This is a genomic window from Microbacterium sp. JZ31, from assembly GCF_016805985.1.
Taxonomy (GTDB): domain Bacteria; phylum Actinomycetota; class Actinomycetes; order Actinomycetales; family Microbacteriaceae; genus Microbacterium.
The window spans coordinates 1688074-1714619 of the sequence record NZ_CP017661.1; the positions used below are offsets into that span (position 1 = coordinate 1688074).

The following is a 26546-nucleotide window of genomic DNA, read 5'->3' on the forward strand; positions in this document are numbered from 1 at the left end:
CGGAACTCACGATGGGAGGGTCGCGATGCGCGCGGAAATCGGAGACCGCCTGGTGGTCGAGGGCCCGACGGCGGAGGTGCACCGCCGCGAGGCCGTCGTGCTGGAGGCGCGCGGCAAGGACGGCGGTCCCCCGTATCTCGTGCGGTGGGCGGATGGGCACGAGAGCCTGCTCTTCCCGGGCCCGGACGCGCACATCGTGCCGGCGTGACGCGCACGATCGCGCCTGTCAAGCCCCAGCGATGCGCACAGGTATGGCTAGCCTTGCTTTCCCCAGGTCGGGAGCGATTTAGCCCAGCCTTCGCTTGCTTGCGGAATGCCGCGAGCTGAGTACCGTTGTACTCACTGAGCGGCTCGAATCCAACGCATTTCGGCCGACACAACTCGGAGGGAAAGCAATGAGCAGCAACCAGACCATCGCCACCACCGCCGCCGACCCCACCGTCGCCGCGGGCGCTTCGCAGTTCCTCTCCCCCGTCGTGCTGGGTCTGCAGGCGCTGACCGTCAACGGCAAGCAGGCGCACTGGCACGTCCGCGGAGCCAACTTCATCGGCGTGCACGAGTTCCTCGACACGCTCGTCGAGCACGCGGGCGGCTGGGCCGACGACGCCGCCGAGCGCATCGTCGCCCTGGGCCTGCCCGTCGACGCCCGCATCCAGACCGTCGCCCAGAAGGGCGCCGACACGGCCGTCTCGGCCGGGTTCTCGCAGTCGACCGACACGATCCGCGCGGTGGTCGCCGACATCGACAAGATCCTCGTCGACCTGCAGGCCGCGATCGAGGGCCTCGACGAGATCGACCTGACCAGCCAGGACATCGCGATCAGCATCAAGCAGGGCCTCGAGAAGGACCGCTGGTTCCTCGTCGCGCACATCGCGGAGTGACCCTCCGCCCCGAATGACCTCGAACGCCCCGGCACCCGCCGGGGCGTTCGTCGTTCACGCGCGCTGCAGGTACCGCAGCACCGCCAGCACCCGACGATGGTCGGACGGCGACTCCTCCAGCCCGAGCTTGGCGAAGATCCCGCTCACGTTCTTCTCGACGGCTCCGACGCCGATGAACAGGCTCTGAGCGATCGTCCCGTTCGAGCGGCCCTGCGCCATGAGCTCCAGCACATCGCGCTCGCGCGGTGTGAGCGACGCGACCGGATCCGGCGGCGACGCCAGCAGCTGGCTCACCACGAGCGGATCCAGCACCGTTCCTCCTGCACGCACCCGCGCGACCGCATCCGTGAAGTCCTCGAGAGAGGTCACGCGATCCTTGAGCAGGTAGCCGACTCCCCCGGCCCCGCCCGCGAGCAGCTCGCGCGCATAGACGCCCTCGACGTACTGGCTCAGCACGAGGATGCCGAGCCCCGGCAGCGCCTCTCTCAGCGCGAGCGCCGCGCGCACGCCCTCGTCACGGAAGGAGGGCGGCAGACGGACGTCCAGGATCGCGACATCCGCCTTCGCCCTCCGTGCGCGATCAACGATGTCGGCGGCATCGCCGTACGCGCCGGCCGCGATGTACCCCGCCTCGTCGAAGAGGCGGATGAGCCCCTCCCGCAGCAGCAGCGAGTCCTCGACCAGGATGACGCGGAGGGGCTCGGCAGGAGGGGCATCGGTCACGCGTTCAGGATACGGAGCAATCACCCGGCAGGAACGACGAGCGGGATGTGCGCGCCGATCCGCGTGGGGCCTCCCGCCGGGCTGTCCACCGAAAGCGTTCCGCGCAGGCCGGCGAGCCGGTGCGCGAGCCCCTCCAGTCCGTGACCCGGGGCGGCCACCGCGCCGCCGCGCCCGTCGTCGACGACCCACAGCTCCAGCGCGGAGGGCTCGCTCTCCGTGGCGGGCCGCATCCACGCCCGCATCGTGATGGCGCGCGCGCCGGAGTGCTTGGCGGCGTTCGTGAGCAGCTCGGCGGCGACGAAGTAGGCGTTGCGGGCGATGTCGGAGGGCACGCTCGCGTCCAGCCCGGGGGCCACCTCGACGCGCACCTCCAGCGGGCTCGTCGCGCCGAGGCCGTGCAGCGCGGCCGTCAGGCCGCGATCCTGCAGCAGCGGCGGCGCCACACCGGATGAGAGCGCGCGCAGCTCGTCGAGCGCGCCCTGCGCGTGGGCCCGCGCCTCACGCGCGAGCTGGGCCGCCGCTTCCCCGTCGCCCGCCGCCGCGCGGCGCTCGAGCGCCGCCAGGTCGAACTGCAGTCGCACCAGGCGCTGCTGCGGTCCGTCGTGCAGGTCGCGCTCGAGGCGACGCAGCCCGGCATCCTCTGCGCGCACGGCCGCCCCGCGCGCAGCAGCCTCCGCGCGCAGCTCGACGGCAAGGTCGTCCGAGGGCCAGCGACCGACGAGCGCGCTCGCCGCACCGTGATGCACTCGCGCGAGCGCGCCGAACACCCACGGCATCGTCGCAGTGAAGATCACCCCCGCGACGAAGGTCAGCACCCCCTCCACGACGGCGGGCGACCAGCCGCCGAACAGCCACGGCAGGAAGTCGGCCACATAACGCCCCCACTCGCCGCTGTCGTTGTCTGGGATGAAGATCGACCAGAACCAGTACGTCACGCCGCCGAGCCCCACGCTCAGCCATGCGACCACGAACGCGAAACTCAGGGTCGCGAGGACGATCGACACGAGCGTGCCGTGGAGCAGCGAAGTCCAGTAATGGGGATTGCGAACGGGAAGCGTGAGGCGCCCCCAGAATCCGCCGCGCGGCGTGCGGTCGCGGTCCCACTCGGGCTCGCGGATGAACGGCAGGCCGGTCAGCAGCAGCAGGTAGCGGTCGGCGACGCCGAACCCGCGCGCGACGAGAAGCGACAGCACGATGAGCGGCAGCCCGATCACGATGACGATCGTGCCCACGCCCGCGAAGAAGAGCGCGGACAGCAGCGAGATCGACAGCGTGGCGATCGCGAAGTGCACGATCGCGTACAGCGCCGTCCCCGGCACCCGGGTCCACAGCGATCCGTATCCCCACCCCGGATCCGGGCGCGGGGCCGTCAGCGCCGCGGGCGCGGACGGGGGGCGTTGGGCGGTCATCGTCTCCTCATACATGCATCCAGCCTCGCGAGCGAGCGGCGCGGCGGGCATCCGGTCCGCGACCGGACCGAGCCGGGGGTTATCCCCCGTCTCAGGCCAGGTGCGTGATCCGGCCGCCGATCGTCGTCGCGTGCACCGCCATCGTGCGCAGCGCGTGCTCGTCGGCGGTCAGCGGATCGCGCGCGACGAGCGCGAGATCGGCGAAGGCGCCGGGTTCGATGCGAGAGCCGTGCAGCGATCCGCCGTAGGTCGACGCGGCAAGTGCCGTCTCGGCGTCGAGCCGCTCTTCCGCGCGCCACGCGGGGCGCTCGTCGTGCGAGCGGAACACGGCCGCGGCCATCGAGACCCACGGGTCGAGCGGCGCCACCGGGGCGTCCGACCCGAGCAGCACGTTCGCGCCTGCGTCGTGCAGCGACCGCAGCGGGAAGGCCAGGGCGGTCTGCGAGGCCCACAGCTCGTCGGTCAGGTCGCGGTCGTCCACCGCGTGCTGCGGCTGCACGCTCGCGCCCACGCCGAGCCGCGCGAACCGCGCGAGATCGGCGTGCCGCACGAGCTGGGCGTGCTCGATGCGCCCGACCGCGCCGGTGGACGCGAACGCGTCCAGCGCGTGGGAGTTCGCGACGTCGCCGATCGCGTGGATCGCGCAGCCGATGCCCGCGCCCGTGGCGGCCGTCATGAGCTCCGCGAGCTCCTCGGGCGCGACCGTCAGCATGCCGTGATTGTGCGGATCATCGCCGTAGCCGTGCGAGCACGCCGCCGTGCGCGTGCCGAGCGACCCGTCGGTGATGACCTTGAGCGGCCCGACCCGGACGAGATCGGTGCCGGCGTCCCGCAACGGGTCGCCCGACTGCAGCCCCAGTGCGATCGCGCGATCCAGGTGCTGCGGGTAGATGCCGAAGTCGACGCGCAGCGCGTCGAAGCCGGCCGCGACACGTCGCTGCCACGCGTCCTCGTTCCACGTCATGTCGAGGTCGACGTAGCCCACGAGCCCGCGCGCGGCGGCGGCACGCGCCGCGCGGTCGACGGCCGCGTCGGCGTCGGCGGCGGGGACGTCGTTCAGGACGCGCGCGACGGCGAAGGCGGCCTCCTCGCGCACGAACCCGCTCGCGTCCGACACGAGCCCCTCGCGGCGCAGCGCGGCGGAGTTGAGCCAGGCCGAGTGCAGGTCGAGGTTCAGGATGTAGGTGGGCGCGTCTCCCGTCGCCGCGTCGAGAAGCTCGACGGTCGCCGGCTCGGCCCACAGCGCGTCGCGCATGTCCACCGCGATCCGCCTGCCGTCGGATCGCACGGGTGCCCGGGCGGCAAGGGCGGCGGTCTCTGCCGCCGAGGATGCCTGCCGCACCGAGAAGCGTTCGACGCCCAGGGCCCACTGCAGGACGTGCACATGGTGGTCCCACAAGCCGGGAATGAGCCACCCGCCGGCCGCATCGAGCACCGTGCCGCGCCGCCCCAGAGCGCGGGCGGGCGCGATGTCGGCGATCACGTCGCCCTCGATGATCACGTCGTACAGCGCCTCGCCGTCCACGCCCGCGAACGGAAGGAGCTCTCGCCCCTCGCCGCTGATCCGGACATCCGCGATGACGTCGACGTGCTCGCCTCGCGCGGTCATCCCGTGACCCCCGCACGCGCCGCGGCGCGAGCATCCTGGGAACGGCGCATCTCGGCCGCGAGGGCGGGATTGCCGAACGGCCCGTCTGCCGCCAGCTGGGAGATGATCGTCTCGACGACCTCGTCGGGGCGGTTCTGGCTCAGCTTGCGCTTGGCGACGACCTTCGTGGGCGTGAGGCGGAACCCCACCGTGCCGCGCTCGAGCTTCGTGACGAAGTCCGCGTCGTTCGGACGCTCCCACATCAGGCGGGGATCCGGCAGGCGCGACTCGAATCGGGTGACGAGGCGATCCAGCACGGCGAGGTTCTCCTCGGGGCTGAGCACCTCCGGCACGCCGCTGAGGTGGGCGGAGACGAAGTTCCAGGTCGGCACGGCGGGGCCGTCCCCGTACCAGTTCGGCGAGATGTATCCGTGCGGGCCCTGCACGACGACGAGCAGCTCGCGCTCCCCCAGGCCGTGGATCGCGTCGTCCGGTCGGCCGACATGGCCCACGATCGTGAGATCCTCGCGCGTCTCGTCGAGCAGGACCGCGTAGTGCGACGCCGTGAGGCCTTCCGGTGTCGCGCTCACGAGCGTGACCCACGGGTTCCGGTCGATCAGCCGGCGCAGCTCGGCGACGTCCGTGAGCGCGAAGCTGGGGTTCTGACGCATGGATCCGATCGTACGGCCACCCGGGTCCGCGCCCGCCGTCGCCGGCGGTCGGACGGTCTCAGTCCGCCGAGGGCTCCCAGCGTCGCGCGACGACCCCGGCCTCGTGTGCTCCGTCTTCCTCGATCCCCTGCGTGAGGCGGCCCGTGATCGCCCTGAGCTGCCTGGCCTGCGACCGGCTGAGCCGATCGAGCACGAGGCGGCGGACCGTGTCGACATGCCCGGGCGTCGCCATCCGCACCATCTCGCGTCCCTCCTCCGTGAGGATCGCGAGCGTCGCCCTGCCGTCGGCGGGATCCGGCGCCCGGCGCACCCAGCCGCGCCGTTCGAGACGCGTCACCGCCCGGGACAGACGTGACAGCGTGCCGTTCGCGTAGCCGGCGAGCACGCTCATCCTCAGGGTCCCCTCGGATGCCTGCGCAAGCGCGTATAGCACGCCGTATTCGAAGTGCGTGATGCCGGCATCCGCCTGGAGCTGCGCGTCGAGCGCGACCGGCAGCCATTCCAGCACGGTCGCCAGCGCCGCCCACGTCTCGAGCTCCTCGCCCTCCAGCTCGCCCGCCGCCACCGCATCCTCCACGCTCCGATCCTACCTCCGGCATTCGTGCTTTACTTGCTCAGGCAAGTTATCGACTCACTATCGGAGGTCACGGAAGCCATGGATCTGAAGCTGCACGGCAAGCGCGCATTCATCAGCGGATCGACCCAGGGAATCGGGTTCGCCATCGCGGAAGCCCTGCTGCGCGAGGGCGCCTCGGTGGTGATCAACGGTCGTGATCCGCAGCGGGTGCAGAGCGCCGTGTCCGCACTGGAGGCCGGCGCACCCGGGAGCGATGTGTCGGGCATCGCCGCCGACTTCGAGGATCCGGAGCAGATCGCTCACCTTCTGCAGGAGCTCGGCGACGTCGACATCCTCGTCAACAACGTCGGCGTCTTCGAGGTAGCGGATTTCGAGGACATCAGCGATGCCGAATGGCGGCGCTACTTCGACGTCAACCTGATGAGCGGCGTCCGCCTCTCGCGTCACGTCCTCGGCGGGATGCGCGAGAGGGGCTGGGGCCGGATCGTCTTCGTCTCCAGCGAGTCGGGCGTGAACGTCCCGTCGGACATGATCCATTACGGCGCCACCAAGGCGGCGATGCTCGCGCTCGCGAACGGTCTCGCGAAGCTCACCCGCGGGACGAGCGTGACGGTGAACAGCGTGCTCGGCGGCCCCACCTATTCCGACGGTGTCGCCGGAGCCATCGAGCGGATCGCGCACGCGCAGTCGATCGACCCGGACGACCTCAGGCACGCGATCGTCGCGTCGAACCGCACGTCGCTGCTCGAGCGCTTCATCGACCCGGCGGAGATCGCGAACCTGACTCTCTACCTGTCGAGCCCCCTGTCCTCCGCGACGAACGGCGCGGCGCTCCGGGCCGACGGAGGAACGCTGACCACCGTCCTCTAGACCCGGACGGGGATCACCCGTCGCGCGGGCACGGTGCCGGCGCACGGCCGCTCGGTTCGCTAGGAACGCAGCACGTCGAGCTGCTCCGTGGTCACGTCGCGGTCGGCGTAGACGAGGCGGATGGCGTCCGGATCCGGGTTCCCCTCGTCCGGCCCGCGCCACACGAGCGACAGCCCGAGCTTCTCCGCGACGGCCTTCGAGGCGAGATTGTGCTCGAGCAGGACCGCGCTGATGGGAATGTCCGGATCCACGTGCGTCGCCGCGCCCATGCCGGCGCGCGCGATCGCGGTCGCGAAGCCGCGGCCCTGGTAGCCCGGCTCGAGGCGGTAGTAGATGTTCCACGCCGCGCTCTCGCGCAGGCGGCACCCGCCGATGCCCACGAAGTCGCCGGAGGTCCGCAGCCGCACCGTCCAGTAGCCGAGACCGTGCTGCCAGTCGTCGATGTAGTGCTCGAGCATCTCGCGCGAGCGCACGAGGGTGCGGTGACGACCGGACGGCAGGTGCCGCCACACGGCGGGATCGGCATGGAGCCGGTGCAGCTCGGGAAGGTCGTCGCGTGCGACGGGCGTGAGCACCAGTTCGCCGACCACAAGCGGCTCGGTCAGCGCTGACAATTCGGGCACCAGTACAGCTTGCGCGCCTGCATCTCCTCCAGAACGATCTCCGTGCCGCAGACCCGGCACGGCAGACCGGCGCGGTGGTAGACCCAGTGCCGGTCGTCGCGATGCGCCATCGCCTTGCGCCAGGCCTCACCCTCGAGGCCGTCCATCGTCATCATCTGACCGGTCTCGACGCCGATGCGCAGCAGCTCGACCCAGTCGCGCCACATCCCGCGCACGACCTCCTCCGGGATCGCCTTCCCGGGCGTGTGCGGATCGAGGTTCGCGCGGAACAGCATCTCGGCGCGGTACACGTTGCCGATGCCGCTCACGACCGACTGGTCCATGAGCAGCTGACCGATCGCAACGTTGCGCGCCCGCACGGCGGCGACGAAGCGCTCCTCGTTCTCGGCGGGATCCCCCACGAGCGGATCCGGACCGAGCCGTGCGATCACGGCGGCGACCTGCTCGGGCGTTTCGATCGCGCACGCCGTCGGGCCTCGGAGATCGGCGCACGTCACGTCGGTCAGGAGGCGCAGCCGCACCTGACCCACGACCGGCGGCGGCCATTCCGCGTCAGGCGCGGCGGTGTCGTCCGCTCCGCCGCCTGCGGAGGGCTCCAGGGACTTGGTCTGCTCCGACATCCGGACGTGCACGCGCGTCTTGCGCGGAGCCCCGATCGAGGTGAGCGAGTTCTCTCCCGCGTCGTCGAACACCGGCACGTCTGCGGGCGTCGCGAGATCCGTGCCGCGCTGGTTCGTCTGTCCCATCCGGCCGTTCGCCGATGCGATCGTCGAGTCGACGAGGATCTCGCCCGCGAAGTCCCACGCGCCGTAGAGCCCGAGGTGCACGCGCAGCCAGATCTCCCCGTCGAACTCGAGGAACATCTGCTTTCCAACGGCGCGCGCCGTGGTCGGCGTGCGGCCGCTCAGGACGGCGGCGCCGTCGGCGAAGCGCCCCTGCGGGCTGGAGGCCTCGACGGTGCGACCGACGAAGTTGCGCGCGAACTGGCGCGCGATGCGGTGGACGGAATGACCCTCGGGCATCAGGCGCGCGGGTCGGGCTGGAGCGAGCCGTCCTGCTCGTACGCCGCGATCTGGCCGATGCGGCGCACATGCCGCTCATCGTGGGAGAACGGCGTCTCGACGAACCGGTCGATGAAGCTCACGACCTCCTCGAAGGAGTGCTGACGCGCGCCGATCGCGATCACGTTCGCGTCGTTGTGCTCGCGCGCGAGCTCGGCCGTCGCGATGCTCCACACGAGCGCGGCGCGCACGCCCTCGACCTTGTTCGCCGCGATCTGCTCCCCGTTGCCCGAGCCGCCGAACACGATGCCGAGCGCCGGCACGCCCGCTCGCTGATCCGCGACGACCGCCTGCGCCGCCCGGATGCAGAAGGCCGGGTAGTCGTCGACCGGGTCGTACTCGATCGGTCCGTGATCGACGACCTCATGCCCCTGCTCGGCCAGGTGGTGCTGCAGCTGGGTCGAGAACTCGAGGCCGGCGTGGTCGGTCGCGATGTGGATGCGCATGGACTCGATCCTAGATTCTCGGGTGTCGCGCCGCGCCGACGCCGTTCCGGTCGCCTGGCGGTGCGACGTCGCGGCCCACTAGGGCAGGATGCCCGCGGCCGCGGGCTTGAAGCCGAGCCGGACGTTCTCGCTGTCACCGGGGCGCGAGATGTCGTACCAGGGGCCGAGCTCCGTGAGCGCGGGCCGCTCGGCTGCGGGGGTGCCGTTCAGTCGCTCCTCGACGAGGTCGATCAGGCCCGCGACGAAGGCGGGGTGCACGCCCGGCGTCTGGGTGCGCACCGCCCGCAGGCCCGCGTCGGTCGCCGACTGGATCGCCTCGTTGTCCAGGTCCCAGAGGACCTCCATGTGGTCGCTGATGAAACCGAGCGGCACGATCGCGACGGCCTTCACACCCTGCGCGGGCAGCTCGGCGATCTCGTCGTTGATGTCGGGCTCGAGCCACGGCTGCGAGGCAGGGCCGGAGCGGGACTGGTAGACGAGGCTCCAGCTCGACCCGCCCGTCTCGGGAAGCTCCTCGGCGAGACGCTCCATGATGTGCGCGGCGACCGCGCGGTGCTGCGCGGCATACGCGCCGCCCTCGCCCCACTCGACGTCGCGCGGACCCGAGCGCTCGGCGTCGGCCGTCGGGATGCTGTGGGTCGAGAACAGGACGCGGACCGCGGACGCCTCGACGCCGTCGGCCAGGAAGGCGGCGACCGCATCGCGCACGCCCTCGTAGAACGGCTCGACGAATCCCGGGTGGTCGAAGAAGAGACGCACCTTGTCGATGGTGACGGGATCGTCCCCCTCGCCGAGACCCGTGTCCGTCAGTACGCGCGCGAAGTCCTCGCGGTACTGGCGGTCACTCGAGTAGGAGCTGTACGCGCTGGTCGCGATCGCGAGCAGCGTCCGGTGTCCGTCGGCGTGCGCCTCGCGCACCGCGTCCTCCAGGAACGGGTCCCAGTTGCGGTTGCCCCAGTAGATCGGCAGATCCAGTCCGCGTCGCGCGACCTCGGCCTCGAGTGCGGCCTTGAGCTCGCGATTCTGTTCGTTGATGGGGCTCACACCGTGGAAGTGGCGGTAATGCGTCGCCACCTCTTCAAGGCGCTCGTCGGGGATGCCGCGGCCCCGCGTGACGTTGCGGAGGAACGGGATAACGTCGTCCTGCCCCTCCGGGCCTCCGAAGCTCGCCAGCAGAATCGCGTCATAGGCGACAGGCGTCTCGATGAAGGGCGCTCCGGACGACGCGGCCTTCGATGCGAACAGCGGTCCGGGGCGCTCCAGCGTTGCGGTGACCGGGGTCGATCCGGAAGTCTGGTTGTCGTCGCGCTGCTCGTTCACGTCCTCCATTTTCGCACCTCTGTAGAAGTCGGGACGACACCAGCGGCACCCGACCGCTCGGACGGATTTCCGAGCCTCGTCTGAGGGACGACGTAGTCTTGACGAGTTGTCGCCGGCGTCACCCGCACCCGGCGCGTCCTCCGACCCATACCCCACGGGAGCTCAGCAGTGCCTGGAGAGAACCTCACCCGCATCGAAGCGCACGAGCGTCGCGCCGTCGTCGACACCCGCTCCTACGAGGTCGCTCTCGACCTCACCAAGGGCGCGGAGGTGTTCGGCTCGCGCAGCGTCGTCCGCTTCGCAGGGACCCCGGGCGCTTCCACGTTCATCGACCTGATCGCGCGCGAGGTGCGAGAGATCACGCTCAACGGGCGCGAGCTGGACCCGGCCGTCGTGTTCCACGACTCGCGTATCCAGCTCGACGGTCTCGAGGCCGAGAACGAGCTGGTCGTCGATGCGGACTGCCTCTACACGAACACGGGCGAGGGACTGCACCGCTTCGTCGATCCCGTCGACGGCGAGGTCTATCTCTACTCGCAGTTCGAGGTTCCGGACTCGCGCCGCATGTTCGCGGTGTTCGAGCAGCCCGATCTCAAGGCGACGTTCCAGTTCACGGTGACGGCACCGGCGAACTGGAAGGTGGTCTCGAACGCGCCCACGCCCGAGCCCATCACGCACGACGACGCCAAGACGGCCACCTGGGGCTTCGCGCCCACCCAGCGGATCTCGTCCTACATCACGGCGCTCATCGCCGGCCCCTACGAGGAGACCCGCTCCGAGCTGACGAACTCGGAGGGTCGCGTCATCCCGCTCGGCGTGTTCGCGCGGCAGAGCCTGTGGCAGTACATGGACGCCGACTACATCTTCGAGAAGACCCGTCAGGGCTTCGCCTACTTCGAGGAGAAGTTCGGCTACCCCTACCCGTTCGAGAAGTACGACCAGCTGTTCGTGCCGGAGTTCAACGCCGGCGCCATGGAGAACGCGGGCGCGGTGACGTTCACCGAGTCGTACGTGTTCCGCAGCAAGGTGACGGACGCGATGAAGGAGCGTCGCGTCGTGACGATCCTGCACGAGCTCGCGCACATGTGGTTCGGCGACCTCGTGACGATGCGCTGGTGGAACGACCTGTGGCTCAACGAGTCGTTCGCCGAGTGGGCGTCGACCATCGCGACCGCCGAGGCCACCGAGTGGACCGAGGCGTGGACGACCTTCAACGCCATGGAGAAGACCTGGGCCTACCGCCAGGACCAGCTGCCCTCGACGCATCCCGTCGTCGCCGAGATCAACGACCTGGAGGACGTGCAGGTCAACTTCGACGGCATCACCTACGCCAAGGGCGGCTCGGTGCTCAAGCAGCTCGCCGCGTGGGTGGGCATCGACGCGTTCTTCTCCGGCGTGGGCGCGTACTTCCGCAAGCACGCGTTCTCCAACACCGAGCTGAGCGACCTGCTCGTCGAGCTCGAGCGCACGAGCGGCCGCGACCTGTCGGGCTGGTCCAAGAAGTGGCTGGAGACGGCGGGCGTCAACACCCTCTCGCCGGTCATCGACGAATCCGGCGACGGCACGATCTCGCGCTTCGCGATCACGCAGACGGCGCCGGCCGACTACCCCACGATCCGGCCCCACCGCCTGGGCATCGGCTTCTACAACCTGACGGACGGCGCTCTCGTGCGCACGCACAGCGTCGAGCTGGACGTGGACGGCGACCTCACCGAGGTGCCGCAGCTGAAGGGCACGCGGCGCCCCGACCTCGTGCTGCTGAACGATCAGGACCTCGCCTACGCGAAGATCCGCCTCGACGACCGATCGCTCGCGACCGCGATCGAGCACCTCGCGGACATCGCGGATCCGCTCGCCCGCTCTCTCGTGTGGGGTGCGGCGTGGGACCAGACCCGCGACGCCGAGTCGGCCGCGAGCGACTACGTCGAGCTCGTGCTGCGCAACATCGGACGCGAGACCGAGTCGACGACGATCCGCACGACGCTCGCCCAGCTGCAGCTCGCGGCGAACGCGTACGTCGCGCCGGAGCGGCGCGACGCCGTTCGCCGGCACGTCGCCGACGGGCTCTGGGAGCTCGCGCAGGGGGCCGAGGCCGGCAGCGACGCGCAGCTGCAGTTCGTCACGGCGTTCGCGTCGGCATCCGCGACGCCCGCGCACGCGGACACCGTGCGCCGGCTGCGCGCGGGCGAGCTCGCGCTGGACGGCCTCGCGATCGACACGGATCTGTCGTGGCAGCTCCTCGTCTCCCTCGCGGCGAGCGGTGCAGCCGACGAGGCCGCGATCGACGAGGCGCTCGACGCCGACAACACCGCCAAGGGCGGAGAGTTCGCCGCGCAGGCACGCGCCGCGATCCCGACCGCGGCCGCCAAGGAGGCGGCGTGGGCATCGCTGATCCACCAGGACACCCTGCCGAACACGATCGTGCGCTCCGCGGCGCTCGGCTTCGTGCACCCTGCCGGACGCGCGCTGCTGGAGGACTACGTCGGCCGCTACTTCGACATGCTGCTGCCGGTCTGGGAATCGCGGACCTACAAGATCGCCGAGTACCTGTGCGAGCTGCTCTACCCCGCGCCGCTCGCCGACACGGCGCTGCGCGAGGCGACCCGCGCCTGGCTGAGCGCGAACCCGGAGGCCCCCGCCGCGCTGCGCCGCATCGTGCTGGAGAACCTCGCGGGCGTCGAGCGCGCGCTCGCGGCGCAGGCCCGCGACGCGGAATGAGTTTCCTCAGCAGGGCCTGAACATCCCCAGCGAGCCCCGGTGCCACGACACGTGGCCCGGGGCTCGCGTCATACCCTGGAGGGGATGAGATTCACGAACACGGACGACACGGTGGACAAGGCGCTGACCGTCGGCGAGCGAGCTCTGGATGTGCTCATGATCATCGGAGGAAAGCTCCTCTGGATCGCGGTCACGATCGTCGTCTGCGCCCTCATCGCGTGGCTGCTGCGCGTGCTCGTGCGCCGCGTGGTCGACCGCATCGTGCGAGGCGCCAAGAGCAAGGCGAGGATCGACGACACTCGCGCGCTCGACAGGTCGCCGCTGGCCTCTGTGCGCCTCGTGCAGCGCACGCGCACGCTCGGCTCCATCCTGACGAACATCATCAACACGACCGTCGTGATCGTGGCGATCATCCTGATCATCAACGTGATCGACGAGAACCTGCTCGGCTCCTTCGCGCTGATCAGCGCCGCGATCGGCGCGGGTCTCGGCTTCGGCGCGCAGAACATCGTGAAGGACGTGCTCAACGGCATCCTGATCGTCGCGGAGGATCAGATCGGCATCGGCGACGTCGTCGATCTGGGACTCGCGACCGGGGTCGTGGAGTTCGTGAGCGTGCGCATCACGCACGTGCGCGACGTGAACGGCACGCTCTGGTACGTCCGCAACGGCGAGATCACCCGCATCGGCAACATGTCGCAGGGCTGGTCACGCGTCGTGATCGACGTGGGCCTGCCGGCCGACGTGGACGTCCCCGCGGTCGAGGCGGCGCTGCTCGACACGGCCGACGAGCTCGCGAAGGACAAGCGCTGGCGCTCGCGCATCATCGACAAGCCCGAGGTGTGGGGCCTCGAGTCGGTGGCGGGCGAGACGCTCATCGTGCGTCTCGTGCTGCGGGCCAAGCCGAGCGCGAAGGACGATGTCGCCCACGAGCTGCGCATGCGGCTGCGCGAGACGGTGAACGAGCTCGGCCACGAGCTGCCCTCGCTCGAGACCGTGACGCTCGCCGGTGCCGACGGGGCGCTGCGCGTGCGCGGCGCGAACCCGCCACGCACCGAGCCGCAGCCGATCCCGGAGCGCCCGTCGTGGCGCCCACTCGGTCGGCGCAAGAAGACGACCGACGCCGACGTCGCCCCCGTCACCACCTCGCCCGCTCGGAACGCCCCGGCGAACTCCCTGGACGACGAGCCGATCGTCGACGGCGATCTGGATGAGACGGCCCCGTCCGCCGACGCCCCCGGTGAAGCGCCGGACGGCGACGGCGGCCACCCCGGAAAGGACCGTGCCCTGTGAACGAAGCGGCGAGCGGAGCCGGCGCATGAGCCTGGGGATCCGGCCGGAGGGGCACGGGGAGCACCCGTCGATCACGTTCTACGAGGCGATCGGCGGCCATGAGACGTTCGTGAAGCTCGTCGACGCTTTCTACCGCGGCGTCGCGGACGATCCGGTGCTCAAGCCGATGTACCCCGAGGAGGATCTCGGGCCTGCCAAGGAGCGACTCACGCTGTTCCTCGAGCAGTACTGGGGCGGACCGACGACCTACAGCGAGAACCGTGGCCACCCGCGGCTGCGGATGCGGCACATGCCGTTCCACGTCAACCCCGACGCGCGCGACCGCTGGCTGCAGCACATGCGCACGGCGGTCGACGAGCTCGGCCTGGCGCCGCTGCACGAGGAGACGCTGTGGGACTACTTGCAGCGCGCCGCCCACGCGATGGTCAACACGTTCGAGCCCACGCCCGGCACCTCGGCGCCCTGATCAGGCGGCGCCCGTGCGCCGCACGGCGGTGAGGCCGCTCGCGGCCGGACCGCGCGAGAGCACGTGCCCGCGGTGCAGCGTGATGCGCGTCCAGCGACCCGATGTCGTGACGCGCGCGTCCTCCTCGCCCCCGATGAAGCCGAGCGAGAAGGCGGCGAAGGCCACGCCCAGCGGCAGACCGAGGAGCGCGTCATCGGGCGCGCCCCACACGTCCCCGCGGATCGCGCGCACGACGTCCTCGCCGGCGTCCGTCGGCACGCGCTCGGCGACCGCCGCGATCCCCCACTGCGCTCGCGAGGCGAGGGTCGCCGCCGCGATCCCGCCGCGCGGCTCCCAGCCCCCGCGGGGCGGCGCGACGCCCGCCCAAGCGGGTGCGAGGGCCGTCTCCGGAAGGGCGAGCGCCGTGTCCTGGTCCGTCGCCGACAGCTCGGACACGACGAGATCGCACTCGAGCTCGGGATCCGCCGCGACGATCCGCATGCCGAGCACCGTCGGCGTGCGATCGAGCAGGCCACGAGGGGCCAGCGCCGCCGTGGACATCGCGAGCACCCCGCCGGCCGCCTGCAGGCGGACGCCCTCGTCTCCGATGCGCGCCGCGCGTTGCGCGAAGGTCAGCGCGTCCCGGGCGGAGGGCGGGTCTGCGAGCACGAGGCGGGCGGTCGTCACTGGATCAAGCCTAGGCGGCGGGAAACCTAGACTGGCTGGATGACCGACGCCGCAGCCGCTGCCGATCCGATTGACGTGCTCCTGGACGTGCTGTCCCTCGGCGAGACCGGCGCTCGCACGAGCGAGGACATCTTCACCGCGTCGTCCCACCCGATGCCGAGCGGCCGGGTGTTCGGCGGGCAGGTGCTCGGCCAGTCGATCGTCGCCGCCTCGCGCACGCTGCCCCCGGAGCGCGCCCCTCATTCGCTGCACGGGTACTTCCTGCGGCCCGGCGATGTGCGAAAGCCCCTCACGTTCTCCGTCGACCGCATCCACGACGGCCGGTCCTTCTCGCGTCGGCGCATCCAGGCCTTCCAGGACGGCGAGCCGATCTTCTCCGCCATCGCCTCGTTCCAGGACGAGGACCCGGGCCTCGAGCACCAGCTTCCGATGCCGGACGTCCCCGGACCGGAGGAGCTGAGCGGGCCGTCGCCGCTCGTGGCTGACCGGCCGGACGCGTCGCTGCTCCTGCGCGCCAACCCCATCGAGGTGCGCCACGTCGGCACCGACATCTACCTGTCGGTGGACGAGCGCGAGCCGCGGCAGGCGGTCTGGACCCGCCTGCGGCGCCCCATCGGGGACGACCCCGTGCTGCACCGCGCGGCGCTCGCGTACCTGACCGACTTCACGATCCAGGAGTCGGTGCTGCGTGCCCACGGCGTGCCGTGGGCCACGCCCGGCATCCGCACGGCGAGCCTCGACCACGCCATCTGGTGGCACCGCTTCGGGCGGGCGGACGAGTGGCTGCTGTACGTCCAGGAGTCGCCCAGCGCGCGCGGCGGGCGAGGACTGGCGCAGGGGCACCTCTACACCCGCGACGGCCGGCTGCTCGCGTCCGTCGCGCAGGAGGTCATGCTCCGGGTGCCCTAGGGACGCGGTCCGGCGGCCCTGCCGTCAGTCCGTCTGCTTCAGGCAGGCCTCGAGGGCGACCCAGCCGAGCATCGCGCACTTGATGCGCATCACGTACTTCGCGACGCCCTGGAACGCCGCGGCGTCCTCGAGCGACTCGGGCGGATCGCCGGCGCTGCGCGATCGCAGCATCGTGCGGAACTCCTCGACCCGCTCGAGCGCCTCAGCCTTCGGAGCGCCGGCGAGCATGTCCGCCATGACCGAGGCGGAGGCCATCGAGATGCTGCAGCCCTGGCCGTCCCAGACGAGCCGCTCGATGCGGCCGTCCGCACCGACCGTGACGCCCATCGTGATCTCATCGCCGCACGACGGGTTGAGCTCGTGATGGGTGTGCGCGGTCGTCGCCGGATCGCCCTTGCCCTGCGGATTGCGCGAGTGGTCGAGGATCAGCTCGCGATACAGCTCCTCCAGCCCGGCGCTCATCGGTCGGCTCCGAAGAAGGCACGCACCTCGGCGAGGGCCGCGCCGAAGCGCGCGACGTCGTCGGCCGACGTGTACACGTAGGCGCTCGCGCGGGTGGTCGCGGCGACGCCGAGCCGGCGGTGCAGCGGCTGCGCGCAGTGGTGGCCCGTGCGCACCGTGATGCCGCGGTCGTCGAGGAACTGCCCGACGTCGTGCGCATGCACGCCGTCGACCACGAAGCTCACCAGACCCGCGCGCTCGGAGCCGGCCTCCGGCCCCACGAGCGTGACGCCCGGCACCGCCGAGACGGCGTCGACGAGCAGTCCCGCCATCTCCGCCTCGTGTGCGCGCACGCGATCCATGCCGATCTCGGCCAGGTACGCGGCCGCGGCACCGAAGCCGACAGCCTGCGTCACCGGCTGGGTTCCCGCCTCGAAGCGCTGCGGCGCCGGCAGGAACTCGGCATCGTCGATCGTCACGGTGGTGATCGTGGACCCTCCGGTGCGAGCGGGCGGCAGCTGATCCAGCAGCTCGGCGCGTCCGTAGAGTGCGCCGATCCCTGTGGGTCCGAGCATCTTGTGCGACGAGAACGCGGCGAAGTCGACGTCGAGGGCGCCGAGATCCAGCGGGAGGTGCGGCGCCGACTGGCACGCGTCCAGCACGCTCAGCGCCCCCGACTCGCGGGCGAGCTGCACGACGTCCGCGACGGGTGCGATGTACCCGGTGACGTTCGACACGTGTGCGAACGCCACGAGGCGGGTCCGCTCGCTCATCACCGCAGCCAGGTCATCCATCGACCACAGGCCGTGCTCGTCGACGGGCACCGCGCGCAGCGTCGCGCCCGTGCGGCGCGCGAGGCGCTGCCACGGAATGAGGTTCGCGTGGTGCTCGGCCTCGGTCACGACGATCTCGTCGCCGGGCCCGAAGGCCAGCTGCGGGACGCCGAACGTCGCGGCGTCCGAGAGGCCCAGCGCGACCACGTTGAGCGCGTCGGTGGCGTTCTCGGTGAACACGATCTCGCGCTCCGCCGCGCCGACGAACCGCGCGATCCCCTCACGCGCGCCCTCGAAGGCCCAGGTGGCCTCTCCCGTCGCCATGCTGGATCCGCGATGCACGGCCGCGTACTCCGTGCGCGCGAAGTCGTCCTCGGCCGCGAGCACGGCATCCGGACGCTGCGACGTCGCCGCCGAGTCCAGGTAGGTGCGGTCGGCGTTGTGGCGCAGGTACGGGTAGACGTCGCGGGTGAACGCGGTCGGCGTGGTGGGCGTGGTCGAAGTCGTGTTCATCAGGCTCCCAGTCCGGCCGAAAGGCCGTCTTCCAGTCTCCCCCATCGGGCGGCGCTCCGGGCCGACACCACCTCAGCGGCGGCTGAAGGCGATCGGCTCCTCGACGTAGGGCGCCCACACGCTCCGCACCTCTTCCGGCAGCCGTGTGGGCCGGCCCGATGCGGTGTCCACCAGCACGACGACCGCCGAGGCCCGCGCGTACTTCACCTGCGGCTCGCTGCCGACGGGGCTGAAGACTTCGTAGCAGATCTCGGCGCTCGACCCTCCGACGCGACCGAGCCACAGCTGCACGTCGAGCGGCTTCTTCTCGTAGGGCACGGGCGCGAGGTACTCGATCTCCTGCCGCGCGATGAGCGTCGCGATGGGCCCGCCGCCCTCCAGGGCGCTCGCATCGAACACCGCGGTGGGCGCCTGGTCGTCCGGATCGTCCGACACCCAGAACGCGCGCAGGCGCGCCTCCTCGAGCAGCTTGAGCATCGACGTGTTGTTCACGTGGCCGAGTGCATCGAGGTCGCCCCAGCGGCGGTGGATCGGGATGTGGACGCGAGTCATGCGATCCATTCTCCCGCCCATCCCAGGCGACCTCGCGATGCGGCCGTCACCAACCCCGGGGATCCGTCTCGGCCGCGACCCGGCGCAGGACGTCGATCGCGGCATGCACGCGGCGCGGGCGATGACGGGCGGCCGCGGTGAGCGCGACCGCGGAGTTCTCGAACACCTGCTCCCGGATCGGCCGGTACACGACATCGAGGCCCTCGAAGGAGCGGACGTCGCGGTGAGGGACCGCATTGACCAGGCCGAAGCCGAGGCCGCGCGCCACGAGGGAGCGGATGGTCTCCGGGCTGGACGAGCGCCAGCGCACCGTCACGTCGAGTCCCATCGCGTGGATGCGCTCGAGCAGCAGCTCCTGGGTCGGCGGGATGTCCAGCATGATGACGGGCAGCGCCGCGAGGTCTCGCAGCGACACCGCGGGCTCGGCGGCGAGCGGCGAGTCGCCCGGCAGCAGCGCATGCAGCTCGACGTTCGCGATGTGGTGCTGCTCGAGGTCCGTCCGGCGCACCTGGCGTGCGTAGAGGATCCCGATGTCCAGGCGCCCGGTGGCCAACCGCTCCTGGATCTCCCACGGGGTGGCCTCCAGCAGCGTCAGCTCGACCTCGGGCCACGCCAGCGTCACTGCCTCCACGAGCCCCGGCAGGAAGCGGGGGCTGGCCGTGTGGATGCAGCCGACGGCGAGCGGCCCGCGCAGGCTCTCGCGCGCCTCGTCCACGGCGTCGGTGGCGTCGTCGACGGCCGCGAGGATGTCCCGCGCCCGCGCCGCGAACACCAGACCGGCCTGCGTGGGCTGGGCGCGGCGCGCGGGACCGCGCACCAGCAGGTCGGCGCCGATGGTGCGCTCGAGCTGGGACAGCGCCGCCGAGACGGTGGCCTGAGACACGTGGCACGCGACAGCGCCCGCGCCGACCGAGCCGTGGTCGAGCACCGCCACGAAGTACTGCATCTGGCGCAGCGTGACGTCCTTCATCGCCTTCACCTATGACCTTGTGAGTTTTATTCAGCTTTCGCCATGATGCGCCGCGCCCGAGACTGGTTGCAACCCGCTGGGACGCGGGAGACGTGCGAAGGAGCACCATGACGAATGCCGCCGACGATCACCGGATGCGCGTGATCACCCTGGGCACCGCGGGAGGGCCGCGCTGGTGGAAGCCGGACGGGCAGGACCGCGCCGGCATCGCGACCGCCGTGGCGGTGGGCGACCGCTTCTACCTGGTCGACGCCGGCGATGGCGTCGGACGACGCATCCGGCAGGCGGGACTCGACCTGTCGAATCTGGGTGGGATCTTCCTCACTCACCTCCACTCGGACCACACGATCGGGCTGCCGGCTCTGGCCGTCTTCGGCATGCACGAGCTGCAGGGGCGTTCGACACACCCCGTGCCCATCGTCGGCCCCGGCGACCGCGGCGCGCTGCCGCCCGTCTCGCCGCGAGCGGCCGTCGCGCCGCGCCCCGTGGCGGCCGACGACCCGACGCCGGGCACGGTCGGCCTCGTGCACGGCATCGTGCGGGCCTTCGCGACCGACCTCAACGACCGGGTCCTCGACTCCCTCCGCCGCCATCCCTTGGAGCTCATGGATCCCCGCGACATCGCGATCCCCTCCGGGATCGGCTACCACCCGAACCTCGCGCCGACACCGGATATGGAGCCGTTCGTCGTGTTCGAGGACGACAGGGTGAGGGTCAGCGCGATCCTCGTGGAGCACCCGCCGATCGCGCCCGCCTTCGCGTTCCGCATCGATGCGGAGGAAGGCTCGGTGACGTTCTCCGGCGACACGTGCGAGACCGACAACCTCGTGCGTCTCGCGCGGGACACGGATCTGCTGCTGCACGAGGCCATCGACTTCGAGTGGGTGGACGGCCTCTACGGCGCCCGCACCGACGAGGAGGGGCGCGCTTCGCGCGACCACCACTACAAATCGCACACGTCGGTGGAGGGTGCCTGCCGGGTTGCCGAGCGCGCGGGCGCACGCCGGCTCGCGCTGCACCACCTCGTCCCGGGTCACACCGACGCCTCGGTATGGGCACGCGGGGAGGCGCTCCTGCCCGGGCGCTTCCTCGTGCCCGCCGACTTGGACGTCATCTCGCCGCGGCCTGACGGGCGCCGCGTCCCGACCCCGGCCCTCGAGGCCGCCTCATTCCCCGTCTGACCTGACAAGGAGACACCCATGGATCAGCAACGGAGCGATTCCACGTCCCCCACCACCGACGCCGAGGGCCTTCAGACCTCCCTGAACACCGTCGACATGCGGCGCATCCTGGCGTCCAGCTTCATCGGCTCGGCGATCGAGTTCTACGACTTCATGCTCTACGCGACGGCGTCGTCGATCGTGTTCAGCACGCTGTACTTCGCCGATCTCGGTCCCGGCCTGTCGCTGCTCGCCTCCTTCGCGACGCTCGCGGCCGGCTATCTCGCACGCCCGCTCGGCGGCGTGCTCTTCGGGCACTTCGGCGACCGGGTCGGACGCAAGAAGGCGCTCGTCGTCTCCATGCTCATGATGGGCGGCGTCACCGTGGTGATCGGCCTCATGCCGCCGACCGCGCAGATCGGCGCGATCGCCCCCATCTCGCTCCTGCTGCTGCGAATCGTGCAGGGCATCGCGGTCGGCGGTGAGTGGGGCGGGGCCGCGCTCATGGCCCTCGAGCACGCCCCGAAGCGCCATCGCGGGTTCGCGGCGGCGTTCGCGAACGCGGGCGGACCCGCGGGCGCGGTCCTCGCGACCCTGGTGCTCTCGCTCATGACGGTGCTCTCCGGCGATCAGTTCGCGGTGTGGGGCTGGCGCATCCCCTTCGTCCTCTCCGCAGCCCTGATCGTGGTCGGCCTTGTCATCCGGCTGCGCGTCGCCGAGACGCCTGCCTTCCAGGCGCTCGAGGCGAAGGGACAGGAGCGGCGCATGCCGATCGTGACCGTCCTGCGCCACCACCTCGCACCTGTCGCGATCGCCCTGCTCGTCACCCTGAGCGTCTACACCACCCAGTCCATCGTCACCGTGTGGGGCGTCTCGGTCGCCGTCGCGGCCGGCGAGGACCAGACGGCCGTTCTGAACTGGAAGGCCGCGGCCGCCGTCCTCACGATCGTCGTGACCTTCGCCGCCGCGCGTGTGAGCGACCGGATCGGTCGTCGTCGCGCGCTGCTGATCGGCACCACCGCGACGGCCGTCGCGGCGTTCCCCCTCGCGATGCTCGTCGGCACCGGCGAGCTGACCCAGTACGCGATCGCCATCGTGGTCGGCAACGGCATCGTGCAGGCCCTCGTGTACGGCCCGATCGCCGCGTACGTGGCCGAGCTGTTCCCGCCTGCCGTGCGCTACACCGGCGCGTCGCTCGGCTACCAGGCCGCGTCGGCGCTGGGGGCCGGGCTGACGCCCATGATCGTCTCGGCGTTCATGCTGCTGCCGACCGGAGGGCTGTGGTGGATCGGCGCGTACTGGGCCTTCTTCGCCATCGCCGGCGCGTGCGCGGTCGTGCTGTATCGGCCCGCGTCCCAGGCCGGAGCGTCGAGCGATCGCGACACGGGCGCACACGCCTCCCGAACGTCGGCGAGTTCAGCGGCCGTGTCGGAGCCGGCGCGGTGACATCCGCGCCTCGATCGGACGACGGCGCCGCGGACGGGACACCGCTCCCTCGCCGTGGCGCCGTCGCACGGCGGTTCCTGCCCGGCGACAGCGAGCCGGATCCGCGCTTCACCCTGGCGAACGAGCGGACCTTCCTGGCCTGGATCCGCACGGGCCTGGCCTTCATCGCCGGGGGTGTGGCGCTGGCGGCGTTGGGGGCGGGCGGCCTGTCCGCCGCCGCCCACGAGGCCATCGCACTGTCCTGCATCGCCGCCGGGATGCTGATCGGTCTGGGCGCGGCCGCGCGGTGGTGGCGCGTCGAGACGAGCCTGCGGCGCGGCCGTCCCCTGCCGATCCCCGGCATCGTCCCCGTGCTGGCGCTGGTGTCCGCTGCCGCGGCGGGCGGCGCGATCCTCATGGTCGTGACCGGATGAGCGCCCGCGCGGGCGCAGGGCCAGCGGATCCGGGGCTGCAACCGGAGCGCACCTGGCTCGCGTGGAACCGGACGGGCTCCGCGCTGCTCGTGACGGGAGTCCTGGGCCTTCGCTGGGCGGAGTCCCTCGGCGCCTGGCTGACGCTCACCGCGGTGCTGGGCGCGATCGCGGCGTCCGCGCTCGGCGCGACCCGCCGCCGGCGCGCGACACGCCTGGCGAACACTCCCCTGTCTCGGCTGGGCGCGCCCTCTCCCGCCGCGGTCGCGGCGCTCGCCGCAATGGTGTTCCTGTTCGGCGCGCTCGCCGCGCTCGTCGTGGCGCTCGGATGACCGCGCGCCGCGGCCCTCTCACCGTCCGCGGTCACGCCTCGAGCCCGCGGAGCACGAAGGCCGCCCCGGATCCGGGACGGCCTTCGTGCTGGGGTTTGCGCGTCAGTCGCGCGTGAGCTTGCGGTGCGTCGTGCGGTGCGGGCGCGCGGCCTCGGGGCCGAGGCGGTCGACCTTGTTCGCCTCGTACGCCTCGAAGTTGCCCTCGAACCAGTACCACCTGGCCGGGTCCTCGTCCGTGCCCTCGTAGGCCAGGATGTGCGTCGCGATGCGGTCGAGGAACCACCGGTCGTGCGTGATGACGACGGCGCAGCCGGGGAAGTCGAGCAGCGCGTTCTCGAGCGAGCTCAGGGTCTCGACGTCGAGGTCGTTGGTCGGCTCGTCGAGCAGCAGCAGGTTGCCGCCCTCCTTGAGCGTCAGCGCCAGGTTCAGTCGGTTGCGCTCACCGCCCGACAGCACGCCGGCCTTCTTCTGCTGGTCCGGGCCCTTGAAGCCGAACTTCGACACGTATGCGCGCGAGGGGATCTCGGTCTTGCCGACCGTGATGATGTCGAGGCCGTCCGAGACGACCTCCCACAGCGTCTTGTCCGGGTCGATGTTTGCGCGGCTCTGGTCGACGTAGCTGATCTTGACGGTCTCGCCGATCTTCAGGTCGCCGCCGTCCAGCGGCTCGATCCCGACGATCGTCTTGAACAGCGTGGTCTTGCCGACGCCGTTGGGGCCGATGATGCCGACGATGCCGTTCGGCGGCAGGTTGAAGCTGAGGTTCTCGATGAGCGTGCGGCCGTCGAAGCCCTTCTGGAGGTTCTTCGCGTCGATCACGATGCTGCCCAGGCGCGGGCCCGCGGGGATCTGGATCTCCTCGAAGTCGAGCTTGCGTGTGCGCTCGGCCTCCGCCGCCATCTCCTCGTAGCGCGCCAGACGGGCCTTCGACTTGGTCTGGCGGCCCTTCGCGCTGCTGCGGACCCACTCCAGCTCGTCCTTCAGGCGCTTCTGGAGCTTGGCGTCCTTCTTGCCCTGGACGTCGAGGCGCTCGGCCTTCTTCTCCAGGTACGTCGAGTAGTTGCCCTCATAGGGGTACAGGCGGCCGCGGTCGACCTCGGCGATCCACTCGGCGACGTGGTCGAGGAAGTACCGGTCGTGCGTGACGGCGATGACCGCGCCCTTGTACGCCTGCAGGTGCTGCTCGAGCCAGAGCACGCTCTCGGCGTCGAGGTGGTTGGTGGGCTCGTCGAGGAGCAGCAGATCGGGCTTCTGCAGCAGCAGCTTCGCCAGCGCGACGCGGCGCTTCTCTCCGCCCGACAGCGGCGCGATCGCGGCGTCCGCCGGGGGCGTGCGCAGAGCGTCCATGGCCTGCTCGAGCTGCGAGTCCAGGTCCCAGCCGTCGGCCGCGTCGATCTCCTCCTGCAGCGTGCCCATCTCGGCCAGGAGCGCGTCGAAGTCCGCGTCGGGCTCCGCCATCAGCGCGGAGATCTCGTTGAAGCGGTCGACCTTCGCCTTGATGGCGATGCCGTCCTGGATGTTCTCCAGCACGGTCTTCGACTCGTCGAGCTCCGGCTCCTGCATCAGGATGCCGACGCTGAAGCCCGGCGTGAGCTTGGCCTCGCCGTTGGACGGCGTGTCCAGGCCCGCCATGATCTTCAGGATCGTCGACTTACCGGCGCCGTTCGGACCGACCATGCCGATCTTCGCACCGGGCAGGAACGCCATCGTGACGTCGTCGAGGATGAGCTTGTCGCCCACCTTCTTGCGGGCGCGCACCATTGAGTAGATGTATTCAGCCATTTGGACCCAGTCTAGGGCGCGCACATCCGAATGCACGGGGCGAGCAGGGGGCGCGAGCTCACCAGTCGATCGGTCTGGTGGCACCGAGCAGGCAGAGCGTCCCGTCCTCCAGCGCGGGGAGCACGCGGGTCACGGCCTCCCCGATGTCCGGGCCGACCTGACCGACGAGGCACTCCCCCCGCCACAGCACGGAGAACTGCATCGACTCAGCGGGGTTGCCCACCGTGCTCACATCGCGGGTGACCTGCATCGCGGCCTTGTCGAAGCCGGCCTCGACGAGCGCGTCGACGTAGGCCCGCCCCTCTGCCCGACGGTCCGACGCCCACACCCGCTCGGTCACCTGCGTGAAGATCGGCAGGTTGTCCGCCGCCGAGCCCTCCGGCACCAGTGCCACGGGCTGCTCCGAGGGGGACGCGGTCGGCGCCGACGCGGTGGCCGTCGTGCGGGTCGGGTCGGGCCGGGGCTCGTCTCCCGCGCACCCGGAAAGCAGCGTCAGGGCTGCGATCGCGAGGACCGCCACCGCAGCGCGTGCGCGCAGCGGTCGCGGGTCGCGTCGCAGGCTCACGCGCCCGAGTCTACGGGGGCGCCGCATCCGCGCCGTGCCGGCGTCCGTCTGCTCAGAACGGCTTCGTGTCCCCTGACGCGCCTTCGAGCACCGGCTCACGCGCCGAGGCGCCGCCGCTCGTCGCCGTGACGGCACTGCCCCAGTCGGTCGGGGCGGCTTCGGGCGATTCCAGCGTCGTCCACGCGTCCTGGCCGTCCGCCGGGGCCGCTTCGTCCGGGGCCGCCGCGCTGCGCGCGGCCGTGCGGCGGAACGTGCTCACCCCGAAGAGCAAATCGTGCCCCAGGCCGTCCGCGTCGATCTCCGCCTCCAGCCCCTTGCGTCCGTCGCTCTCCCACGCGCGCAGTCGCAGCCGACCGGTCACGACGACCCGCTCGCCCTTCTGCAACGAGTCGCGCGCGTTGTCCGCCAGCGTGCGGTACGCCGAGACGCTGTACCAGTTCGTCGGGCCGTCCACCCACGCGTTGCTCTCCCGATCGAACCTGCGCGTGCCGCTCGCCACGCGGAACCGGGTCACGGGGATGCCGCTCGGCAGCACGCGGTGCTCGGGCGCCGTGGCGATGTTGCCCGTGATCGTGATGATGTCGGTCATTTGTCGTCCTCTCTCGCTCGCCGGGGATCCGGCCGGCCGCCTGTCGGCCTCGCGACGACTGTGGCGCGATCCGGAGGGCGAAAACGCGGATCGCCCCCATCCGGGATGGATGGGGGCGATCCGGTCGGCTGTGGACGAGCCTGCTCAGGCGACGAACTCCGCGAAGCGGGCGCGCACCTTGTTCACCTTCGGCACGGCGACCGCGAGGCAGTACCCCTGGTTGGGGTTCTTGGCGAAGAAGTCCTGGTGGTAGTCCTCGGCGTCGAAGTACTCGCGCAGGGGCTCGATCGTCGTGACGATCGTGCCCTCGGTCTCGCCGAGGGGCGCATCCCAGATGTCGGACGCGCGGTCGCGCGCCTGCTCGAACAGCTCCCGCTGCGCGTCGTCCGCCGGGAACATCGCCGAGCGGTACTGCGTGCCGGTGTCGGCACCCTGGTGGTTCAGCTGACGCGGGTCGTGCATCGTGAAGAACGCGTCGAGGATGACGTCGGACGGAATCACCTCGGGATCGAACGTGACCTTCACAGCCTCCGCGTGTCCCGTCGCGCCCGTGCAGACCTGCTCGTAGCTCGGGTGCGGCGTCATACCGCCCGTGTAGCCCGAGACGACGCTCTCCACGCCACGCAGAGCGCGGTATGCCGCATCGAGACACCAGAAGCAGCCGCCTGCCAGAACGTAGGTCTCCATGTCTTGCTCCTTTCGCCGCCTCCGGCGGCATGGCTCCACGCTACGCGGATCAGCCGTGAGACGCGGATGTCGGTGGCCCCTCGTATCGTCGGGTGCAGAGAGGAG

General features: G+C 71.2%; 29 protein-coding genes. 11 read left to right on the top strand and 18 right to left on the bottom strand.

Features of this window, described 5'->3' with window-relative positions:
- Nucleotides 1-25 precede the first annotated feature (25 nt).
- Together BJP60_RS08035 and BJP60_RS08040 are read left to right on the top strand one after the other, a co-directional pair.
- Entirely contained in the window at nt 26-208 is a 183-nt protein-coding gene (locus BJP60_RS08035; protein WP_203135279.1) for a DUF1918 domain-containing protein, read from the top strand.
- Nucleotides 209-395: 187 nt separating this feature from the next.
- Nucleotides 396-881 carry a Dps family protein gene (locus tag BJP60_RS08040; protein WP_203135280.1) on the top strand — a complete coding sequence of 162 codons (486 nt, stop codon included), beginning with the start codon at nt 396-398 and terminating at the stop codon, nt 879-881.
- A gap of 54 nt (nt 882-935) precedes the next feature.
- On the opposite strand, the gene BJP60_RS08045 is transcribed toward BJP60_RS08040, so the two are convergent.
- The 5 genes from BJP60_RS08045 to BJP60_RS08065 form a co-directional block, all read right to left on the bottom strand.
- A complete protein-coding gene (locus BJP60_RS08045) occupies nt 936-1604 on the bottom strand; it encodes a response regulator transcription factor (RefSeq protein WP_238439346.1) in 669 nt (222 codons plus the stop codon).
- Nucleotides 1605-1624: 20 nt separating this feature from the next.
- The gene (locus BJP60_RS08050) at nt 1625-3013 is read right to left on the bottom strand and encodes a sensor histidine kinase (RefSeq protein WP_203135282.1); all 1389 of its coding nucleotides are present in this window, start codon (nt 3011-3013) and stop codon (nt 1625-1627) included.
- 91 nt (nt 3014-3104) lie between these two features.
- Nucleotides 3105-4622: an amidohydrolase gene (locus BJP60_RS08055; RefSeq protein WP_203135283.1), complete on the bottom strand. Its 1518-nt coding sequence runs from the start codon at nt 4620-4622 to the stop codon at nt 3105-3107.
- Nucleotides 4619-5272, bottom strand: coding sequence for an FMN-binding negative transcriptional regulator (locus BJP60_RS08060; RefSeq protein ID WP_203135284.1), 654 nt, complete (start codon nt 5270-5272; stop codon nt 4619-4621). Before BJP60_RS08060 ends, BJP60_RS08055 begins: the two co-directional genes overlap by 4 nt.
- A gap of 58 nt (nt 5273-5330) precedes the next feature.
- A complete protein-coding gene (locus tag BJP60_RS08065) occupies nt 5331-5849 on the bottom strand; it encodes a MarR family winged helix-turn-helix transcriptional regulator (RefSeq protein ID WP_203135285.1) in 519 nt (172 codons plus the stop codon).
- A gap of 78 nt (nt 5850-5927) precedes the next feature.
- On the opposite strand from BJP60_RS08065, the gene BJP60_RS08070 reads away from it, so the two are divergent.
- The gene (locus BJP60_RS08070; RefSeq protein WP_203135286.1) at nt 5928-6719 is read left to right on the top strand and encodes an SDR family NAD(P)-dependent oxidoreductase; all 792 of its coding nucleotides are present in this window, start codon (nt 5928-5930) and stop codon (nt 6717-6719) included.
- Nucleotides 6720-6778: 59 nt separating this feature from the next.
- Here BJP60_RS08070 and BJP60_RS08075 read toward each other — a convergent pair whose 3' ends face one another.
- From BJP60_RS08075 to BJP60_RS08090, 4 genes are all read right to left on the bottom strand, one after another.
- A complete protein-coding gene (locus BJP60_RS08075; protein WP_203135287.1) occupies nt 6779-7342 on the bottom strand; it encodes a GNAT family N-acetyltransferase in 564 nt (187 codons plus the stop codon).
- Nucleotides 7321-8364 carry an Fpg/Nei family DNA glycosylase gene (locus BJP60_RS08080; protein ID WP_203135288.1) on the bottom strand — a complete coding sequence of 348 codons (1044 nt, stop codon included), beginning with the start codon at nt 8362-8364 and terminating at the stop codon, nt 7321-7323. The genes BJP60_RS08075 and BJP60_RS08080 overlap by 22 nt, the downstream gene beginning before the upstream one ends.
- Nucleotides 8364-8849 (bottom strand): ribose-5-phosphate isomerase, encoded by a 486-nt coding sequence (locus BJP60_RS08085; RefSeq protein WP_203135289.1) that lies wholly within the window; start codon nt 8847-8849, stop codon nt 8364-8366. The genes BJP60_RS08080 and BJP60_RS08085 overlap by 1 nt, the downstream gene beginning before the upstream one ends.
- A 78-nt stretch (nt 8850-8927) precedes the next feature.
- The gene (locus BJP60_RS08090) at nt 8928-10178 is read right to left on the bottom strand and encodes a ferrochelatase (RefSeq protein WP_203135290.1); all 1251 of its coding nucleotides are present in this window, start codon (nt 10176-10178) and stop codon (nt 8928-8930) included.
- Between the two features lie 159 nt (nt 10179-10337).
- Here BJP60_RS08090 and pepN point away from each other — a divergent pair, with 159 nt between their 5' ends.
- The 3 genes from pepN (at nt 10338) to BJP60_RS08105 (ending at nt 14646) form a co-directional block, all read left to right on the top strand.
- The gene (gene pepN / locus BJP60_RS08095) at nt 10338-12887 is read left to right on the top strand and encodes an aminopeptidase N (RefSeq protein ID WP_203135291.1); all 2550 of its coding nucleotides are present in this window, start codon (nt 10338-10340) and stop codon (nt 12885-12887) included.
- A gap of 84 nt (nt 12888-12971) precedes the next feature.
- Entirely contained in the window at nt 12972-14180 is a 1209-nt protein-coding gene (locus BJP60_RS08100; RefSeq protein WP_203135292.1) for a mechanosensitive ion channel domain-containing protein, read from the top strand.
- Between the two features lie 25 nt (nt 14181-14205).
- Complete coding sequence (locus tag BJP60_RS08105) at nt 14206-14646, top strand: globin (protein WP_203135293.1); 441 nt, start codon at nt 14206-14208, stop codon at nt 14644-14646.
- Here BJP60_RS08105 and BJP60_RS08110 read toward each other — a convergent pair whose 3' ends face one another.
- On the bottom strand, nt 14647-15312 hold the full coding sequence (locus tag BJP60_RS08110) for a hypothetical protein (RefSeq protein WP_203135294.1): 666 nt from the start codon (nt 15310-15312) through the stop codon (nt 14647-14649).
- Nucleotides 15313-15351: 39 nt separating this feature from the next.
- Here BJP60_RS08110 and BJP60_RS08115 point away from each other — a divergent pair, with 39 nt between their 5' ends.
- Nucleotides 15352-16221 (top strand): acyl-CoA thioesterase, encoded by an 870-nt coding sequence (locus BJP60_RS08115; protein ID WP_203135295.1) that lies wholly within the window; start codon nt 15352-15354, stop codon nt 16219-16221.
- 24 nt (nt 16222-16245) lie between these two features.
- Here BJP60_RS08115 and sufU read toward each other — a convergent pair whose 3' ends face one another.
- The 4 genes from sufU to BJP60_RS08135 form a co-directional block, all read right to left on the bottom strand.
- The gene (sufU, locus tag BJP60_RS08120) at nt 16246-16683 is read right to left on the bottom strand and encodes a Fe-S cluster assembly sulfur transfer protein SufU (protein ID WP_203135296.1); all 438 of its coding nucleotides are present in this window, start codon (nt 16681-16683) and stop codon (nt 16246-16248) included.
- Nucleotides 16680-17948: an aminotransferase class V-fold PLP-dependent enzyme gene (locus BJP60_RS08125; RefSeq protein ID WP_203135297.1), complete on the bottom strand. Its 1269-nt coding sequence runs from the start codon at nt 17946-17948 to the stop codon at nt 16680-16682. The genes sufU and BJP60_RS08125 overlap by 4 nt, the downstream gene beginning before the upstream one ends.
- Before the next feature lie 72 nt (nt 17949-18020).
- On the bottom strand, nt 18021-18500 hold the full coding sequence (locus tag BJP60_RS08130) for an acyl-CoA thioesterase (RefSeq protein ID WP_203135298.1): 480 nt from the start codon (nt 18498-18500) through the stop codon (nt 18021-18023).
- Nucleotides 18501-18546: 46 nt separating this feature from the next.
- Nucleotides 18547-19470, bottom strand: a complete 924-nt coding sequence (locus tag BJP60_RS08135) for a LysR family transcriptional regulator (RefSeq protein ID WP_203135299.1) — start codon at nt 19468-19470, stop codon at nt 18547-18549.
- Between the two features lie 107 nt (nt 19471-19577).
- Between BJP60_RS08135 and BJP60_RS08140 the strand changes: the two genes are divergently transcribed.
- Genes BJP60_RS08140 through BJP60_RS08155 form a run of 4 tightly spaced genes read left to right on the top strand, consistent with a single transcriptional unit; the run spans nt 19578 to nt 22818 of the window.
- The gene (locus BJP60_RS08140; RefSeq protein ID WP_238439347.1) at nt 19578-20651 is read left to right on the top strand and encodes an MBL fold metallo-hydrolase; all 1074 of its coding nucleotides are present in this window, start codon (nt 19578-19580) and stop codon (nt 20649-20651) included.
- A gap of 18 nt (nt 20652-20669) precedes the next feature.
- On the top strand, nt 20670-22076 hold the full coding sequence (locus BJP60_RS08145) for an MFS transporter (RefSeq protein WP_203135300.1): 1407 nt from the start codon (nt 20670-20672) through the stop codon (nt 22074-22076).
- Entirely contained in the window at nt 22073-22489 is a 417-nt protein-coding gene (locus BJP60_RS08150; protein WP_203135301.1) for a YidH family protein, read from the top strand. Before BJP60_RS08145 ends, BJP60_RS08150 begins: the two co-directional genes overlap by 4 nt.
- Nucleotides 22486-22818, top strand: coding sequence for a DUF202 domain-containing protein (locus BJP60_RS08155; protein WP_203135302.1), 333 nt, complete (start codon nt 22486-22488; stop codon nt 22816-22818). Before BJP60_RS08150 ends, BJP60_RS08155 begins: the two co-directional genes overlap by 4 nt.
- Nucleotides 22819-22920: 102 nt before the next feature.
- Here the strand turns inward: BJP60_RS08155 and ettA are convergent, their stop codons facing one another.
- The 4 genes from ettA to msrA all read right to left on the bottom strand — a co-directional run bounded on the left by ettA (nt 22921) and on the right by msrA (nt 26441).
- On the bottom strand, nt 22921-24600 hold the full coding sequence (ettA, locus tag BJP60_RS08160; RefSeq protein ID WP_203135303.1) for an energy-dependent translational throttle protein EttA: 1680 nt from the start codon (nt 24598-24600) through the stop codon (nt 22921-22923).
- Between the two features lie 58 nt (nt 24601-24658).
- Complete coding sequence (locus BJP60_RS08165; protein WP_238439348.1) at nt 24659-25165, bottom strand: DUF6993 domain-containing protein; 507 nt, start codon at nt 25163-25165, stop codon at nt 24659-24661.
- A 52-nt stretch (nt 25166-25217) separates the two neighbouring features.
- Nucleotides 25218-25754: a single-stranded DNA-binding protein gene (locus BJP60_RS08170; protein ID WP_203135304.1), complete on the bottom strand. Its 537-nt coding sequence runs from the start codon at nt 25752-25754 to the stop codon at nt 25218-25220.
- A gap of 144 nt (nt 25755-25898) precedes the next feature.
- Complete coding sequence (gene msrA / locus BJP60_RS08175) at nt 25899-26441, bottom strand: peptide-methionine (S)-S-oxide reductase MsrA (RefSeq protein ID WP_203135305.1); 543 nt, start codon at nt 26439-26441, stop codon at nt 25899-25901.
- Nucleotides 26442-26546: the final 105 nt, after the last annotated feature.

What these genes read in the sequence shown, in the direction of transcription:
- BJP60_RS08070 (WP_203135286.1), top strand. Translation starts at nt 5,928, where the DNA reads ATGGATCTGAAGCTGCACGGCAAGCGCGCATTCATCAGCGGATCGACC.
- BJP60_RS08145 (WP_203135300.1), top strand. Translation starts at nt 20,670, where the DNA reads ATGGATCAGCAACGGAGCGATTCCACGTCCCCCACCACCGACGCCGAG.
- msrA (WP_203135305.1), bottom strand. Translation starts at nt 26,441, where the DNA reads ATGGAGACCTACGTTCTGGCAGGCGGCTGCTTCTGGTGTCTCGATGCG.
- BJP60_RS08155 (WP_203135302.1), top strand. Translation starts at nt 22,486, where the DNA reads ATGAGCGCCCGCGCGGGCGCAGGGCCAGCGGATCCGGGGCTGCAACCG.
- BJP60_RS08130 (WP_203135298.1), bottom strand. Translation starts at nt 18,500, where the DNA reads ATGACTCGCGTCCACATCCCGATCCACCGCCGCTGGGGCGACCTCGAT.
- sufU (WP_203135296.1), bottom strand. Translation starts at nt 16,683, where the DNA reads ATGAGCGCCGGGCTGGAGGAGCTGTATCGCGAGCTGATCCTCGACCAC.
- BJP60_RS08050 (WP_203135282.1), bottom strand. Translation starts at nt 3,013, where the DNA reads ATGACCGCCCAACGCCCCCCGTCCGCGCCCGCGGCGCTGACGGCCCCG.
- BJP60_RS08105 (WP_203135293.1), top strand. Translation starts at nt 14,206, where the DNA reads ATGAGCCTGGGGATCCGGCCGGAGGGGCACGGGGAGCACCCGTCGATC.
- ettA (WP_203135303.1), bottom strand. Translation starts at nt 24,600, where the DNA reads ATGGCTGAATACATCTACTCAATGGTGCGCGCCCGCAAGAAGGTGGGC.
- BJP60_RS08135 (WP_203135299.1), bottom strand. Translation starts at nt 19,470, where the DNA reads ATGAAGGACGTCACGCTGCGCCAGATGCAGTACTTCGTGGCGGTGCTC.
- BJP60_RS08090 (WP_203135290.1), bottom strand. Translation starts at nt 10,178, where the DNA reads ATGGAGGACGTGAACGAGCAGCGCGACGACAACCAGACTTCCGGATCG.
- BJP60_RS08085 (WP_203135289.1), bottom strand. Translation starts at nt 8,849, where the DNA reads ATGCGCATCCACATCGCGACCGACCACGCCGGCCTCGAGTTCTCGACC.
- BJP60_RS08080 (WP_203135288.1), bottom strand. Translation starts at nt 8,364, where the DNA reads ATGCCCGAGGGTCATTCCGTCCACCGCATCGCGCGCCAGTTCGCGCGC.
- BJP60_RS08140 (WP_238439347.1), top strand. Translation starts at nt 19,578, where the DNA reads ATGACGAATGCCGCCGACGATCACCGGATGCGCGTGATCACCCTGGGC.
- BJP60_RS08060 (WP_203135284.1), bottom strand. Translation starts at nt 5,272, where the DNA reads ATGCGTCAGAACCCCAGCTTCGCGCTCACGGACGTCGCCGAGCTGCGC.
- BJP60_RS08035 (WP_203135279.1), top strand. Translation starts at nt 26, where the DNA reads ATGCGCGCGGAAATCGGAGACCGCCTGGTGGTCGAGGGCCCGACGGCG.
- BJP60_RS08115 (WP_203135295.1), top strand. Translation starts at nt 15,352, where the DNA reads ATGACCGACGCCGCAGCCGCTGCCGATCCGATTGACGTGCTCCTGGAC.
- BJP60_RS08040 (WP_203135280.1), top strand. Translation starts at nt 396, where the DNA reads ATGAGCAGCAACCAGACCATCGCCACCACCGCCGCCGACCCCACCGTC.
- BJP60_RS08055 (WP_203135283.1), bottom strand. Translation starts at nt 4,622, where the DNA reads ATGACCGCGCGAGGCGAGCACGTCGACGTCATCGCGGATGTCCGGATC.
- BJP60_RS08100 (WP_203135292.1), top strand. Translation starts at nt 12,972, where the DNA reads ATGAGATTCACGAACACGGACGACACGGTGGACAAGGCGCTGACCGTC.
- BJP60_RS08170 (WP_203135304.1), bottom strand. Translation starts at nt 25,754, where the DNA reads ATGACCGACATCATCACGATCACGGGCAACATCGCCACGGCGCCCGAG.
- BJP60_RS08125 (WP_203135297.1), bottom strand. Translation starts at nt 17,948, where the DNA reads ATGAACACGACTTCGACCACGCCCACCACGCCGACCGCGTTCACCCGC.